Source organism: Frigidibacter sp. RF13 (assembly GCF_026626305.1).
GTDB lineage: Bacteria > Pseudomonadota > Alphaproteobacteria > Rhodobacterales > Rhodobacteraceae > TMP-24.
The window spans coordinates 466,850-480,697 of the sequence record NZ_JAPNUE010000001.1; the positions used below are offsets into that span (position 1 = coordinate 466,850).

A 13,848-nucleotide genomic window follows, 5' to 3' on the forward strand; every position below is an offset into this window, starting at 1 on the left:
GGCGCGCGTATAAGCGGTTTCTACAGATGACGCAAGAGGGGCAGATCGGCGGTCGCGCCGCGCCAGACCATGAGGCGCTGCGATATATGGCGCCACCATGGGCGCCATCGGATCAGGTTGCAGCCATTGCCGCCGCAACATGGCGATGGTCGGATCCGCAGCACCCGCCGACAGCCCGGAGCCCAGGCAGCCGCGCGGCCAGTTCGGAGTAGAGATGCCCGAATTCGTCGGGATCGCCATCGTCGAGTTCCGTCGCCTCGTCCAGTTCCGCGTGACTGAGGACCGAGGCATTTGCCCTCACGCATCCGATGCGTTGCGTCCAGCTTCCCTTCAGATGAGCAAGAAAATGCGTCGGGTGCGCGCAATTGATGCCGTAGTACAGCGGCGCCCCTCCGGTGGCGGCCTCCACCTCTTCGATCGCGCGGCCGAGCGGGGTGCCGACCGGCAGACAGCCGTCAGTCTCAACAGTGAAGGATATGACGACCGGCAGACCGACCGCGCGGGCCGCGCGGACGACGCCTGCGGCTTCACCGACATGGGTCATGGTCATGGCGCTGACAAGGTCGACTGCTTCGTCTGCAAATGCCTCCAGCTGCGGGCGGTGGATGTCTTCCGCCATCTCCGGCGTAAACATCTGACCCGGCGCGTACCCGTCGCCTGCCGGGCCAACGCAGCCGTTGATCAGGATCCGGTCTGCCCAGCCGCGCCGGGCGCGGATTTGCCGGGCGTGGCGGACAGCCTCCCGGTTGACGTCTTTGATTTCGGCCGAGGAAAGTCCGAGCTTGGGCGCCCAGCCGGCATTCGCGCGCCAGGTCGCCGTATCGAGAAGGAAGCCGCGCTCGCTTTTTTCTGCGAGATCAAGGTAGCGGTCGAAATACCGCTCCAGTCCGGCCCGGCCTTCGGGTGTCGCCAACAAAGCGAATGACGCGAAGTGCGGAAGATCGAATCCGTCGTTGAAGATTAGGTCGGTCTCAAGCCCGCCATCGGCCAGAAACGGGCGCGATGTGGCGAGCAGAAGGTCTAGCGCTGCCATGATACCCCCCCGGGTTGGCGGACAGGTCAGGCAGGATGCCTACCGAGCGTGCCGCACAAAGCCACCTTACACCAATATTGCCGAAGGCCGTCCATGAATCGCCGACATCTAGGTGGGCCGCGTTAACCAGGCCAGAAGCGGCAGGTGGGCACGGGCAATCTTTGCGAGACGCTCGGGTGCGTCGGGAGTGAAAAGCCAGTCGGGCGGCACACTGTTTGCCTGAGTCCGGGCGATCAGGCTCTTGCGGCGCAGGAGGTGATCCCAGTCTGGCGCTGTCTGATAGCCTTTGGGCGTCCGGGCGAGATCGGGGGTGTCGAGCGTGCTGCCGACTTTTTCCGCCTCGTCGAGCGCCGAGAGAAGTGCACCGCGGTCCTTTGCATCGCAGATGCGCGCCCGCATCCGCTCAAGTGCGGCGGGGTCCAGCCCGTAGTGACCGGCGCCATAACCCAGCCCGCCGGGTGTCAGCACGATATGCATGCCCGGCACCTTGTTGAACTCAGGTCCGGTCGAGAGGATCAGGTGCAGCCAGGGCTGGTAGGGGCTCTTGTCCTTAGAAAAGCGCGTGTCGCGATGGATCCGGCGCAGCGATTGATTGAGTTTCGGCACGGCGAGAAGCCGCGGATCCATCCGCTCGCAAAGCGGCGCAAGCGCCGCGATCAGGTCGAGACCGGCCGCGAGCCAGTCTTGCTCATACTCCCTGCGATGCGCCTCGAACCAGGTGCGGTCGTTGTTGTCCCGGAGATCGCACAGGAAGGCGAGGGTTTCGCGTGGCAGACCGGAATAGCGCATCAGTCGGGGATCCCCAGTTCGTTCAAAATCTCGCGCGCCCAGGCTCTAATATCGGCATTCGCGAAGTTCATCGACAGAAAGAAGGGCGCAACCCTCGCGTCCGGGCGCAGGGTGCGCAAGTGGCCCGCCAGCCGCCTTGCCTCCACTAAGTCGCCTGCCGCGTGGTTGACCAGGGCGGCGTTGGTCAGGATCAGGTAATGCACTTGATTGCTGTGCACGGCCTTCCGGCATAGATCCAGCGCGAGATCAAGTTTGCCATCGACGAGATGCGAGAGCGACTTGAACGTCAGCATCAGGCCGAGAAGCGGGTCCATCGGGCTCAGATGCATCGATGTATCCAGGCCGAGGCGGGCCCGATCGGTCCGACCGGCAAGCATGTCGATCATCCCACGCGAGAAATGGCCCTTGACGAAGTTCGGGCTGATGTCGATGGCGCGCTCATACCAGAAAAGCCCGTCATCCGGCCGCCCGGACATCTGAAGCACCCGGCCCATGACCATGTTGGCAAAGGGATCGAAGGGGTCGAGTTCGACCGCCCGCTCCGCCATGCGCCGCATTTCGGCGAGTGCGGGAGCGGGGTCCGCCGAAAAGCCCTGTGATCCCTCCTGCTGCAGGGCGAAGGCCCGCCCGGCAAAGGCGGTTGAGAAGTTCGGGTCCATCTGGATTGCGCGTGCGAACAGCCCCTCGGCAATCGCGTTGTCGCGCGCATTGAACCTTAGCAGGTGGCTCATCCCCAGATGATAGGCTCCCCAGGCATCCAGCATCTCGGTCGATTTCGTACGTGCAGTTGCCGCTTCGGCCTGCGATATCCGCAGGTCCAGTGCACCGATGACGGCCGAGGTGATCTCTTGCCGCGCCATGTGAAGATCATCGAGCGCCGGACTGAAGCGGTCGGCCCAGACGACCGAACCAGAAAGCGTCTCGACCAGTGTGACGCCGACATTGAGCCGCCCCGACACCAGTTCGATGCGCCCGCTCAGCACATATCCCGCCCCCAGAACGCGGCGCAGGCCATCAAGGTCAATCCCGTCCTGCCGGAAGCGAAAGGTGGATTCCCGTGCAATCACCCGCAGCCAGCGCAGGCGCGCGAGGGAAGAGATTATCTCGTCCGCCAACCCGTCGCCCACCTGCACCGCCTCGCCCGCATTCTGGACAAGAGGCAGGACGGCAATCGTCGGCCTGCGGTCGGTCTGCTCCGGTGCGGGCTCGTTGACCTGAACGACGGTGGTCGCATCCGCCCGCCGCTCGACCGGGGCGACAAAGCGATGGCCGAGCCCGTGGATCGTGCGGATCATCGTCTGGCGGCCACCATCATCGCCAACCGCCTTGCGGGCGAACTTCAGCGCGGTTGACACGGCTGCGTCCGAAATGAACCGCCCGCCCCAGACTACATCGATCATTTCCTCTCGCGAAACCACGCGGTCGTTGTTTTCGACCAGCAGGCGCAGGACGGCAAAGGCCTTGGGTTCAAGCCGCACCGGCCCTTCCGGCCCGACAAGCTCGGCGCGATCGGCATAAAGCGCATATGGGCCGAAGACGTGATGCATGCGGCACAGGCCCCGTCATTTTTTCTCAGGCAATAGCCCTCCTCGGTGTGCATATCAAACGCCATCCGCATTTCCTCGAAATTCTAGAGCTTTTCCCCACGAAATCCCCACGCCATCCTCAAGCGTGATCCGTCCCATCCGGTAATCTGGCTCCATCGAGACCGAGGGAGCCGCCGATGACCCGCCTTGCCCAGACCGCCCTGCGCAACGTCCTGACCGCTGGCCATTCGTGCAGGCCGGGCCTGATCCACCGCCTGCGCCGCAGCTTCGCCAGAACAACTGCCGCGATGGAAGGCCAGGCCCGCCTGAGCGCGGTCGCCATCGAAACCCTGCGCGATACCCGGCTCTCGCCCGAAGAGCTGACAGGCGCTCTGACTTACGATCCGGCCCTGCCCTTCTTCCTGCAATCGGGATTTGGCCGCAGCGACCACTGACATTCGCCCCCTTGTCTTGCCCGGCATCCTGGGCAAGAACGACCGCATGACACCTGACATCCTTTGCATCGGCTCGGTCCTGTGGGACATCATCGGCCGCACCCCCGCGCATATGGAGGCGGGCGCCGATGTGCCCGGCCGCATCAGCCGCCTGCCGGGCGGCGTGGCGATGAACATCGCGATGACGCTCGCCCGCTTCGGCATGCGGCCCGCCGTCCTGACGGCCATCGGCCGTGATGCCGAGGGCGAGGAACTGATTGCGGCGTCGGCCGGGGTTGGCGTCGATTGCACCTTTGCCTATCGCTCCGACGATTTGCCGACCGACCGCTATATGGCGATCGAGGGCGGCAACGGGCTGATCGCAGCCATCGCGGACGCCCATTCGCTGGAACGCGCGGGCGACAAGATCCTCGTACCGCTTGGCGATGGCCGTCTTGGTGGCCCCGGCCTGCCGTGGGCCGGACCGATCGCGCTTGACGGCAATCTGACCATCGGCCTTCTGTCCGAGATCGCCGCCTCGCCGCTGTTCGCCGCAGCCGATCTGCGCATCGCGCCCGCCTCGCCCGGCAAGGCCGAACGGCTTCTGCCGATCCTGCCGATGGCCAATGCCACGATCTATGTGAACCTTGAGGAGGCGGGGCTTCTGTGCCAGCGCCGTTTCCACTCGGCGCCCGAGGCTGCAGAGGGACTTCTGTCGCGCGGCGCCCGCAGGGTTCTGGTGACGAACGGCGGCAAGCCAGCGGCCGACGGCGCCAGCGGCGAAGGCGTCATCAGCGCCCCGCCTCGCCCGGTTCTGGTGACGCGTGTGACCGGCGCGGGCGATACATTCATGGCCGCGCATCTGGTGGCCGAACGGCGTGGCGCGGCCCGTGCCGACGCGCTCGGCGCCGCGCTTGAGGCCGCGGCCCTTTACGTTTCCGGAGATATCAGATCATGACCGTCCTGCCGCTTCTCCGTTCGCCCGAGGTTGCCGAAGCGACCGCCACGGGCCGCGCCATCGTCGCGCTGGAATCGACGATCATCACCCATGGCATGCCCTATCCGCAGAACCTAGAGACCGCGCGCCGGGTCGAGGCAGAAGTGCGGAAGGCCGGGGCGGTTCCGGCCACCATCGCGATCATGGGCGGCGCTATCCATGTCGGGCTGGATGAGGCTCGGCTTGAGGCGCTCGCCCGCGCCCCGGATGCGATGAAACTGAGCCGCGCCGATCTCGCCGCCTGTCTCGCATCGGGGCGGACCGGCGCCACGACGGTGGCTGCAACGATGATCTGCGCCCATCTGGCCGGGATCGAGACATTCGCGACCGGCGGGATCGGCGGCGTCCATCGCGGAGCGGAGACGAGCTTCGACATATCGGCCGACCTGCAGGAACTGGCGCGCACGCCGGTCACAGTGGTCGCCGCCGGGGCGAAGGCGATCCTTGACCTGCCGAAGACGCTTGAAGTGCTGGAAACCCTCGGCGTGCCGGTCATCGCCTGCGGTCAGGATGATTTCCCCGCCTTTTGGTCGCGCGCCTCGGGCCTCAAAGCGCCCCTGCGCATGGACAGCGCCGCCGAGATCGCCCGCGCCCACCGGATGCGGGGCACAGTTGGGCTTTCGGGCGGCCAGCTTGTCGCCAACCCGATCCCGGCCGAGGCGGAAATTCCGCGCGAGGTGATCGTGCCGGTAATCGAGGCGGCCCTTGCCGAGGCGGCGGCGCAGGGGATTGCTGCCAAGGCGGTCACACCCTTCCTTCTCGACCGGATCTTCCGGTTGACCAAGGGCCGCTCGCTTGAGGCAAATATCGCGCTTGTCCTAAACAATGCGCGGCTGGCCTCCGCCATCGCGATTTCGCTCGCCGCAGACCATTGATGCGGCGGCATCCCTTGCCTAAGTTTGCCCTCAAGGGAAGGGAACCTCATGACCACCGAACCGCAGCAACCGCCTGCCCATAGCCATGCCCGGCGTTCGCTTCTGGGCGCCTTCCGGGCAAATTTTCTGACCGGCCTTGTGGTCGTGCTGCCGGTCGGGCTGACGATCTGGCTGATATGGAAGATCGTCGGCTGGATCGACAGCTGGGTTCTGCCCTTCGTGCCCTACGCCTTCCACCCGGACGTGATGCTTGACCGCTATCTCGGATACCAGCCGCCGGTGTCGATCCGCGGCTTCGGCGTGATCATCTTTCTGGTCTTCACCATCTTCGTCGGCTGGATCGCCAAAGGGCTGATCGGGCGCCAGATGATTGGCTGGGGCGAAGGTCTCGTCGACCGGATGCCATTCGTCCGCTCGATCTACAACGGGCTGAAGCAGATCGCCGAGACGGTCTTTTCCCAGAGTGAATCGAAGTTCGATACCGCGTGCCTGATCGAATATCCGCGTCCCGGCATCTGGGCGGTGGGTTTCGTTTCGACCGCCGCCAAGGGCGAGATCGCAGAGAAGATACCGACGGGCGGCGAGGTGCTGACGGTCTTCCTGCCGACCACGCCCAATCCGACATCGGGCTTCCTGCTTTATGTGCCCCGCAAGGATGTGATCCTGCTAGAGAAGATGGGGGTCGAGGATGCGGCCAAACTGATCATCTCGGCGGGTCTCGTCTACCCGGCCGAAAAGGCCGCGATCGCGGCCCGCTGACAGCGAACGTCTGCGTGCACCAATCTTCTTGACGATGCCGCTCCGCCTCAGGCGGAAATGATCGAGGGTTCGCGCCGCGCCGGGCAGATGGCCTCGGCACAGACCCGACAGGAGGAGCCGACGGCGCGCGCAGCGCCTGTCTTGGCGCGGGCAGGCACGAGGAACATCCAGGCCTCGGTCACAGGTGCGGCAGCAAGGCCTGCCGGATAGGACCGTTCCGCCCAGGCATAGGCGTGAAACAACCCGCCACTGCCGCGCCCAGAGGTGCGCAAGAGGGCGGTGACCGGTGCGAAAGGGTGTGACAGCGCCTCGTAGAGCGGCCAGAGCGCGCAGGCGGCGCCAAAGCGCGGCAGGGCAAAGCCTGCGCAGGGACGGCGGAAGGTGAGCGTGCCCGAGGCATCGCAGGCCACGGCAGCGGCGCCTTCGGGAAAGGCTGGCGAGCCAGTGTCGCCGGGCGCCGAGGGCAGCAGCGCCAACCGCCGCAGGACCAGAGAGGGCGCCAGACCGAGGCGCGTCGCGATCTCGAACGGATCGGAAGTGACCGCATGGATCGGCGCAAATGCCGCGTCGGGTAACAACTGCAGGTCGGACCGATGCCGCGCGATCAGCTGATCCGCCATGTGGCGCGCAGCCTCTGAAGCAAGGTCCGGAGCGATGTCGTGTGCGTCTTTCCCCAGCTCCGGCAGGTCCCAGCCGCGCGAGGCGAGCCACGCCTCGACCTCTTCCTGCGGGGCCGCAAGACCGGCTTCGGGTGCATGGGCCTGATCAAGCCAGGCGGCGAGCGCGGTCGAGACCTCGGTTAGGCGGATACTGTCGGCGTGGATGTTGCGGTGAAAGCGCGCGCGCCAGTCGGGGTCGAGATCGGCATCCTCGGCGAGGATGGCGGACGTGGACCGGATCGCGGTGATCGCCGACAGGACCTCGTGCAGCGAGGCCGACAGGAAAGGGTCCTGCGCCATCCGCTCCGACAGGATCTCGATGCGCCGGGTCAGGCTCAGGGCACGGCCCTGACGCTCGGCCAGAAGCGCGGCCCAGCCGGGGAAACGGCTGACGAACTCCTCGATGCGCGCGGTCTCCGGCGGCACCGCCGTCGGCTCGACACCCGCCGCCGCCTCGGTCAGCGTCTGAAAAAGCGCGCCTTCGGCCCCTTCCGCCAAAAGCGCCGTATCGACGCCAAGCGTTGCGGCCAGCCTTTCCAGAAGGTCGGGCCCGACCGGACGGCGGTTATGTTCGATGAGGTTGAGGTAGGCGGGAGACATGCCCGCGCGGCGCGCACAATCGGCCTGCGTCAGTCCAAGAAGCATCCGCCGTTCGCGGATGCGGGTTCCGGTCAGCGCACGGCGCATGCTCCCCCTCCTTTACAGGCGGGAGTTTACAGGATTTTCAAGCAAGGAAAACCGCAAGTCGCGGGCAGCGCGTCAGTTGGAAGGGCAATTCGGTGGCGCCACGTCATGGATGCGCGGCACGGCGGGTACGTCGCCCAGGCATTCGGTCAGCTTCGGCTGGCCGCGGTTGCAGGCGGCAAGGCCCGTCGAAACGAGCGTAAGCGCAATCAGGGTCAGGGTCTTCGCTTGTCGCCGCACGGGGTCCGCCTCCATCTGCCTGATCCTCCTTCTACCCGGTTTTCGCCGGGCGCCAAGGGCAAAGAGGCGCGGGCCACCACAGCGGGCCCGCGCCCCTTCATATCAGGTTCAGTTGGCGAGCGCCTTGTCGGTGATCTGGTGGGTCCAGGCGCCTTCCGGGGCCTTGGTGATCACCGGGTCCGAGCCGCCCGACATCAGCGCATCGACCGTGCGTTGATAGTCGGCCTCGTCCAGCGCGCCGTTCGATCCAGCGGTGAGCTTGGCAATCTCGCCCATCATCCGCTTCTGATGCGCTTCGGTCTGCGCGCCCGTCGCGTCATTGTCGAGAACGATCATTGCGGCATCATCGGGATTCTCTTCGGCCCATTTCCAGCCCTTCATCGAGGCGCGGACGAAGCGAACCATCTTGTCCTCGAAGGCCGGGTCGGCGAGCTTTTCCTCCATCACATAAAGCCCGTCTTCCAGCGTCGCCACGCCCTCGTCCTCGTACTTGAAGACCACGAGGTCGTCGGGCGTCAGGCCTGCGTCGATCACCTGCCAATATTCATTGTAGGTCATCGTCGAAACGCAGGCTGCTTGCTGCTGCAGCAGCGGATCGACGTTAAAGCCCTGCTTCAGGACGGTGACGCCACCATCCGATCCGTCGGTCTTCAGGCCGAGCTTGTTCATCCAGTTCAGGAACGGATATTCGTTGCCGCCGAACCAGACACCGAGCGTCTTGCCCGCAAAATCGGCCGAGGTCGCTACCCCGGAATCCTTGCGGCAGGTCAGCATCATGCCGGAGGATTTGAACGGCTGGGCGATGTTGACAAGGGCGAGGCCCTTTTCACGCGCCGCAAGCGCCGAGGGCATCCAGTCGATGACCACATCCGCGCCACCGCCCGCGATCACCTGCGTCGGCGCCACGTCCGGCCCGCCGGGAAGGATGGTGACGTTCAGTCCCTCTTCCTCGTAGAACCCCTGGGCCTGGGCGACATAATAGCCCGCGAACTGGGCCTGCGTGACCCATTTCAGTTGCAGCGTCACATCGTCGGCTGCCTGCGCGCCGCCTGCGCCAAGCGCAGCCAGGATGGCGCCCGTCAGTAGCTTCCTCATTCCTTCGACCTCCATGTTGCGGCGCCGGTTTGGCCCGGCGCCTGATTTAACGTCTCTGCGACGGATGCCAGAAGGTCATCCGCCGTTCGATCAGCGCGACGAGGCCATAGAAGGCCGAGCCCGCCAATGCCGCCACCGCAATCTCTGCCCAGATCATGTCAAGCGCAAGCTGTCCGATCGAGGCGTTGATGCGGAACCCCATGCCGACGATGGGGCTGCCGAAAAACTCCGCGACGATGGCGCCGATAAGGGCGAGTGTCGAAGAGATTTTCAGCCCGTTGAAGAGGAAGGGCATCGCCGCCGGCAGGCGCAGTTTTGCGAGCGTCTGCCAGTAGCTGGCCGAATAGGTGGCCATCAGGTCGCGCTGCATCGCGTCGGTGGCCTTCAGCCCCGCGACCGTGTTCACGAGCATCGGGAAGAAGACCATGATCACCACGACCGCAGCCTTCGACTGCCAGTCGAAGCCGAACCACATGACCATGATGGGGGCGATCCCGACGATGGGCAGCGCGGCGACGAAATTCCCGACCGGCAGCAGGCCCTTCTGCAGGAAGGGCGACCGGTCGATGGCAATCGCTGTTAGTACCGCAGCGCCGCAACCCAGCACATAGCCCGTCAGCGCACCCTTAACCGCCGTTTGCCAGAAATCGGCGCCAAGCGTCGGCAGGCTAGATCCGATCCGCGCCAGAACCGCCGAGGGTGGTGGCAAGATCACCGGCGAAACATTGAGGCCCCGCACCAGCCCTTCCCACAGGATCAGGATCGTCAGGCCGAAAATCACCGGCACCGCCAGTTGACCTGCGCGCGTCCGCGCCACGGCCGCGTGCGATAGGCGGATATTCAGATACCAACCGCCAATCCATGCGGCGAGCGCCACGATCACCCAGCTCATCGGACCATCCCCATGCGCTTCAAGGTCCCTTTCTCGATCACGCCGATCAGGATCACCATTCCGGCCGCCACGATCGCCGCCGCGAAAAGGGCCGCCCAGATCTGCACCGTCTGCCCGTAATAGGAGCCGCTCAGAAGCCGCGCGCCCAGACCCGCCACCGCGCCCGTGGGCAATTCGCCGACGATGGCCCCGACAAGCGAGGCGGCAATGCCGACCTTCAGGCTCGCAAACAGGTAAGGCATCGAGGACGGCACCCGGAGCTTCCAGAAGGCCGCCGCAGCGCTCGCATTGTAGGTCTTCAACAGGTCGAGCTGCATTTGGTCGGGGCTGCGCAGACCCTTCACCATGCCGACGACCACCGGGAAGAAACTGAGGTAGGCCGAGATGATCGCCTTCGGCACAAGCCCCTGCAGCCCGAGCGAATTCAGGACCACGATGATCATTGGGGCGATGGCAAGGATCGGGATGGTCTGCGAGGCGATCGCCCAGGGCATCACCGACATATCCATCGCGCGGTTGTGAATGATCCCTACCGCCAGCAGCACCCCGAGCCCCGTGCCAATGGCAAAACCGAGAAGCGTCGCCGAGAGCGTAACCCAGCCGTGATAAACCAGACTGCGCTTCGAGGTGATCGCCATGCCCACGGTCGACTTCCACAGCTCCGCTGTAACCTGATGCGGCGTCGGCAGGACGGGACGCTCCTGATTCATCGTCTCGGTCACAACCTGCGAGAAGGACGGCACCTTCGCCCCGGCGCGCGTGGCCTGATCATAGACCCAGGCCGAATTCAGCTTCACCGCTGCCCCATACCAAAGGATGACGATGGCTGCGACGACGGTGAGGATGGGGACGATGTTTCTCATGCGCCCGCTCCCTTCGGCCAGGCGATTATCAGGACGGCGATCACGCCAAGCCCGATCCCCGTCCATTGCAGCCCGGTCAGCCGCTCACCGAAGGCCACCATCGCCAGAAGCGAGACCGCAACCATCTGGAAGATGACCGACATGGCGATGGCGAGACCCAGCCCGCTGCCGCGCATGACCTGCACCATCATCGTGTTGCCCACGCAGAAGAGCGTCAGCGCGCCGATCAGCATTGCCCAGCCACCACTTGTCGCATGGATCTTCAGCGCCGAATTGGCCGCCATGAACACGGCAGTCGAGGCGACGAGCCAAGGAAAGGCGCCAGTCATGTCCTCTCCTCACACATCATCGCCATGCCCCGCTCTGAGACCTTCCCGCACGCGATGCGCGATCTCGATGAATTCGCGGCTGTCGCGGATGTCGAGCGGCCGTTCCTTCGGCAGGGGGCTGTCGATCACGTCGGTGATCCGGCCGGGGCGCGGACTCATCACCACGATCTTGGTCGAGAGATAGACCGCCTCAGGGATCGAATGGGTGACGAAGCCGATGGTCTTTTCCGTCCGCGCCCAGAGCTTCAGAAGTTCCTCGTTCAGGCGGTCGCGCACGATCTCGTCGAGCGCTCCGAACGGCTCGTCCATCAGCAGAAGATCGGCATCGAACGCCAGCGCGCGCGCAATCGAGGCGCGCTGCTGCATGCCGCCCGAGAGCTGCCAAGGGAATTTCTTGCCGAAGCCCTTGAGTTCCACCAGCTCCAGCACCCGCTCGACCCGCTTCTCCTGTTCGGCCCGGTCGAAGCCCATGATTTCCAAGGGCAGCTTGATATTCCCCGCAATCGTCCGCCAGGGGTAAAGCCCCGCCGCCTGAAAGACATAGCCATAGGCCCGGCTTTTCCGCGCCTCGTCCGGGGTCATGCCGTTCACGGTCAGCGTGCCGGCGGTCGGCGTCTCCAGGGCCGCGATGCAGCGCAGGAAGGTGGTCTTGCCACAGCCCGACGGGCCGATGAAGCTGACGAACTCCCCCTTCGAGATCGTCAGGCTAACATCCTTCAGCGCATGGACCGAGCCGTCGGCCGTGTCGAAGGTCAGGTCGAGGTTTCGCGCCTCGATGACCGGAGCCGCCGCATTGATCGTGTCCTTCATCAGCCCGTCCCCTTCCGGCCCTGCCAGATCACGCATCATACGCCCGTCGCCGGTATCCCCGTCCGCTCCACCGGGCGGGGCGAGGTCAGTTCCTTCCAGGCGCTGAGCGCGCGGTTCACCGTGCCGTTCGGATCGCGCTTGACGAAGGCGCCGTGGCCTTCGCGGGTCTTCACTTCGCCGTCGTCGATTGCGACCTGGCCGCGGGTCAGTGTGTAGCGCGGCAGGCCCTTTACCGTCTTGCCTTCGAACACATTGTAATCGATCGCCGATTGCTGGCTTTTGGCGCTGATCGTCTTCGTCTTCTCGGGGTCCCAGACCACGAGGTCGGCATCCGCGCCGACCAGAACCGAGCCCTTCCTCGGGTAGACGTTCATGATCTTGGCGATGTTCGTGGATGTCACGGCGACGAATTCATTCATCGTGATCCGGCCCGTATTCACCCCATGGGTCCAGAGCATCGGCATCCGGTCCTCGAGGCCCCCCGTCCCGTTCGGGATCTTTGCGAAATTCCCAACACCAAAGCGCTTCTGCTCGGTCGTGAAGCTGCAATGGTCGGTCGCCACGCAAGATAGCGTCCCCGAGGCGAGTCCGGCCCAGAGGCTGTCCTGATGGTGCTTGTTGCGGAAGGGTGGCGACATTACCCGCCGTGCGGCATGGTCCCAGTCGGGATGGAAATATTCGCTTTCATCCAGCGTCAGATGCTGGATCAGCGGCTCGCCCCAGACCCGCTTGCCTGCCTGCTTCGCCCGCCGGATCGCCTCATGCGCCTCCTCGCAGGAAGTGTGCACCACATAGAGCGGCACCCCCGCCATGTCGGCTATCATGATCGCGCGGTTGGTGGCCTCGCCCTCGACCTGCGGCGGGCGGGAATAGGCGTGCGCCTCGGGCCCGGTGTTTCCTTCGGCCAGAAGCTTCGCCGTCAGCTCAGCCACCACATCGCCATTCTCGGCATGGACGAGCGCGGTCGCCCCCAGTTCAGCGCAGCGGCGGAACGAGGCGAACAGCTCGTCGTCGTTCACCATCAGCGCGCCCTTGTAGGCCATGAAATGCTTGAACGTGTTGATCCCGTGTTCGCGGACGACCGGGGCCATATCCTCGAACACTTTCTCGCCCCACCAGGTCACCGCCATGTGAAAGCTATAGTCGCAGTTCGCCCGGCCCGATTTGTTGTGCCACATCTGCAGGCCGTCCAAGAGCCCCTGCCCTGGCGCGGGCAGGACGAAATCGACGACCATCGTCGTGCCGCCAGACAAGGCCGCGCGCGTGCCGCTTTCAAAATCGTCGGTCGAATAGGTGCCCATGAACGGCATTTCGAGGTGCGTATGCGGATCGATCCCGCCCGGCATCACATAGCAGCCGGTCGCGTCCAGCTCCCGGTCGCCCTTCAGGTTTGGGCCGATCTCGCTGATCCGACCGTTCTCCACCCGGACATCGGCATTGTAGGTCAGGTCGGCGGTGACGATGGTGCCGTTCTTGATGACTGTCGTCATGCGTCAATTCCTCTCGATCGATTTTCTGACTGGCCTAACTCGCGCAATCGCCGCAAGCTGATTGAACCAGCAAGAAATGGGTGACGGATATGGGCAAAGATTTTTCCAACGCGGATCGCGTTCGCGAAACGCTCAGAAGGAAGCTTCAGGCTGCGACTCAGGCCGGACAGAAGTTCATAACTGTTGTTTCGAGGGACCTTCACGAAGCAACAGACTTCGCTTCGGGCAGCCATCCAAACCAGATGCCCACGGTCTGCAATGTCATGCACGAGTTTCGACAAGAAACGGATAGAGTTTTGCGCATCACCCCAAGCGGCCGCAGCTCCACACTCAAGATTGAATATGGTCTTCCGCGCAAGCAATGGATTTAGCG

16 protein-coding genes are annotated in these 13,848 nt (G+C 64.7%); 5 read left to right on the top strand and 11 right to left on the bottom strand.

Going from position 1 to position 13,848, the window contains the following annotated elements; genetic code table 11:
* Positions 1-112 precede the first annotated feature (112 nt).
* The 3 genes from OU426_RS02210 to OU426_RS02220 form a co-directional block, all read right to left on the bottom strand.
* Positions 113-1,033: a homocysteine S-methyltransferase family protein gene (locus OU426_RS02210; protein ID WP_267632211.1), complete on the bottom strand. Its 921-nt coding sequence runs from the start codon at positions 1,031-1,033 to the stop codon at positions 113-115.
* A gap of 108 nt (positions 1,034-1,141) precedes the next feature.
* Positions 1,142-1,822, bottom strand: a complete 681-nt coding sequence (locus OU426_RS02215) for a DUF2461 domain-containing protein (protein WP_267632212.1) — start codon at positions 1,820-1,822, stop codon at positions 1,142-1,144.
* The gene (locus OU426_RS02220) at positions 1,822-3,369 is read right to left on the bottom strand and encodes a winged helix-turn-helix domain-containing protein (RefSeq protein ID WP_267632213.1); all 1,548 of its coding nucleotides are present in this window, start codon (positions 3,367-3,369) and stop codon (positions 1,822-1,824) included. Before OU426_RS02220 ends, OU426_RS02215 begins: the two co-directional genes overlap by 1 nt.
* 176 nt (positions 3,370-3,545) lie before the next feature.
* Here OU426_RS02220 and OU426_RS02225 point away from each other — a divergent pair, with 176 nt between their 5' ends.
* From OU426_RS02225 to OU426_RS02240, 4 genes are read left to right on the top strand one after another with little or no spacing between them, the layout of a single operon-like run.
* Positions 3,546-3,803: a hypothetical protein gene (locus OU426_RS02225; protein ID WP_267632214.1), complete on the top strand. Its 258-nt coding sequence runs from the start codon at positions 3,546-3,548 to the stop codon at positions 3,801-3,803.
* Positions 3,804-3,849: 46 nt separating this feature from the next.
* The gene (locus OU426_RS02230) at positions 3,850-4,740 is read left to right on the top strand and encodes a PfkB family carbohydrate kinase (RefSeq protein ID WP_267632215.1); all 891 of its coding nucleotides are present in this window, start codon (positions 3,850-3,852) and stop codon (positions 4,738-4,740) included.
* Positions 4,737-5,654: a pseudouridine-5'-phosphate glycosidase gene (locus OU426_RS02235; protein WP_267632216.1), complete on the top strand. Its 918-nt coding sequence runs from the start codon at positions 4,737-4,739 to the stop codon at positions 5,652-5,654. The genes OU426_RS02230 and OU426_RS02235 overlap by 4 nt, the downstream gene beginning before the upstream one ends.
* A 48-nt stretch (positions 5,655-5,702) precedes the next feature.
* Positions 5,703-6,413, top strand: a complete 711-nt coding sequence (locus tag OU426_RS02240; protein ID WP_267632217.1) for a DUF502 domain-containing protein — start codon at positions 5,703-5,705, stop codon at positions 6,411-6,413.
* A gap of 47 nt (positions 6,414-6,460) precedes the next feature.
* Here OU426_RS02240 and OU426_RS02245 read toward each other — a convergent pair whose 3' ends face one another.
* The 8 genes from OU426_RS02245 to hydA all read right to left on the bottom strand — a co-directional run bounded on the left by OU426_RS02245 (position 6,461) and on the right by hydA (position 13,475).
* Entirely contained in the window at positions 6,461-7,759 is a 1,299-nt protein-coding gene (locus OU426_RS02245) for a helix-turn-helix domain-containing protein (RefSeq protein WP_267632218.1), read from the bottom strand.
* Between the two features lie 72 nt (positions 7,760-7,831).
* Entirely contained in the window at positions 7,832-8,011 is a 180-nt protein-coding gene (locus tag OU426_RS02250) for a hypothetical protein (RefSeq protein WP_267632219.1), read from the bottom strand.
* Between the two features lie 93 nt (positions 8,012-8,104).
* On the bottom strand, positions 8,105-9,091 hold the full coding sequence (locus OU426_RS02255; protein ID WP_267632220.1) for an ABC transporter substrate-binding protein: 987 nt from the start codon (positions 9,089-9,091) through the stop codon (positions 8,105-8,107).
* A gap of 46 nt (positions 9,092-9,137) precedes the next feature.
* Positions 9,138-9,983, bottom strand: coding sequence for an ABC transporter permease (locus tag OU426_RS02260; RefSeq protein ID WP_267632221.1), 846 nt, complete (start codon positions 9,981-9,983; stop codon positions 9,138-9,140).
* Positions 9,980-10,846 (bottom strand): ABC transporter permease, encoded by an 867-nt coding sequence (locus OU426_RS02265; RefSeq protein WP_267632222.1) that lies wholly within the window; start codon positions 10,844-10,846, stop codon positions 9,980-9,982. Before OU426_RS02265 ends, OU426_RS02260 begins: the two co-directional genes overlap by 4 nt.
* Positions 10,843-11,175 (bottom strand): hypothetical protein, encoded by a 333-nt coding sequence (locus tag OU426_RS02270; RefSeq protein ID WP_267632223.1) that lies wholly within the window; start codon positions 11,173-11,175, stop codon positions 10,843-10,845. The genes OU426_RS02265 and OU426_RS02270 overlap by 4 nt, the downstream gene beginning before the upstream one ends.
* A 9-nt stretch (positions 11,176-11,184) precedes the next feature.
* Positions 11,185-11,985: an ABC transporter ATP-binding protein gene (locus OU426_RS02275; RefSeq protein ID WP_267632896.1), complete on the bottom strand. Its 801-nt coding sequence runs from the start codon at positions 11,983-11,985 to the stop codon at positions 11,185-11,187.
* 35 nt (positions 11,986-12,020) lie between these two features.
* Positions 12,021-13,475 carry a dihydropyrimidinase gene (gene hydA / locus OU426_RS02280; protein WP_267632224.1) on the bottom strand — a complete coding sequence of 485 codons (1,455 nt, stop codon included), beginning with the start codon at positions 13,473-13,475 and terminating at the stop codon, positions 12,021-12,023.
* Between the two features lie 80 nt (positions 13,476-13,555).
* Between hydA and OU426_RS02285 the strand changes: the two genes are divergently transcribed.
* Positions 13,556-13,846 carry a hypothetical protein gene (locus tag OU426_RS02285; protein ID WP_267632225.1) on the top strand — a complete coding sequence of 97 codons (291 nt, stop codon included), beginning with the start codon at positions 13,556-13,558 and terminating at the stop codon, positions 13,844-13,846.
* Positions 13,847-13,848: the final 2 nt, after the last annotated feature.

Bases quoted from the DNA above. Each gene is read 5' to 3' on its own strand.
- OU426_RS02235 (WP_267632216.1), top strand. From the start codon at position 4,737: ATGACCGTCCTGCCGCTTCTCCGTTCGCCCGAGGTTGCCGAAGCGACC.
- OU426_RS02270 (WP_267632223.1), bottom strand. From the start codon at position 11,175: ATGACTGGCGCCTTTCCTTGGCTCGTCGCCTCGACTGCCGTGTTCATG.
- OU426_RS02265 (WP_267632222.1), bottom strand. From the start codon at position 10,846: ATGAGAAACATCGTCCCCATCCTCACCGTCGTCGCAGCCATCGTCATC.
- OU426_RS02245 (WP_267632218.1), bottom strand. From the start codon at position 7,759: ATGCGCCGTGCGCTGACCGGAACCCGCATCCGCGAACGGCGGATGCTT.
- OU426_RS02225 (WP_267632214.1), top strand. From the start codon at position 3,546: ATGACCCGCCTTGCCCAGACCGCCCTGCGCAACGTCCTGACCGCTGGC.
- OU426_RS02250 (WP_267632219.1), bottom strand. From the start codon at position 8,011: ATGGAGGCGGACCCCGTGCGGCGACAAGCGAAGACCCTGACCCTGATT.
- OU426_RS02210 (WP_267632211.1), bottom strand. From the start codon at position 1,033: ATGGCAGCGCTAGACCTTCTGCTCGCCACATCGCGCCCGTTTCTGGCC.
- OU426_RS02220 (WP_267632213.1), bottom strand. From the start codon at position 3,369: ATGCATCACGTCTTCGGCCCATATGCGCTTTATGCCGATCGCGCCGAG.
- OU426_RS02230 (WP_267632215.1), top strand. From the start codon at position 3,850: ATGACACCTGACATCCTTTGCATCGGCTCGGTCCTGTGGGACATCATC.
- OU426_RS02240 (WP_267632217.1), top strand. From the start codon at position 5,703: ATGACCACCGAACCGCAGCAACCGCCTGCCCATAGCCATGCCCGGCGT.
- OU426_RS02260 (WP_267632221.1), bottom strand. From the start codon at position 9,983: ATGAGCTGGGTGATCGTGGCGCTCGCCGCATGGATTGGCGGTTGGTAT.
- hydA (WP_267632224.1), bottom strand. From the start codon at position 13,475: ATGACGACAGTCATCAAGAACGGCACCATCGTCACCGCCGACCTGACC.
- OU426_RS02255 (WP_267632220.1), bottom strand. From the start codon at position 9,091: ATGAGGAAGCTACTGACGGGCGCCATCCTGGCTGCGCTTGGCGCAGGC.
- OU426_RS02275 (WP_267632896.1), bottom strand. From the start codon at position 11,985: ATGAAGGACACGATCAATGCGGCGGCTCCGGTCATCGAGGCGCGAAAC.
- OU426_RS02215 (WP_267632212.1), bottom strand. From the start codon at position 1,822: ATGCGCTATTCCGGTCTGCCACGCGAAACCCTCGCCTTCCTGTGCGAT.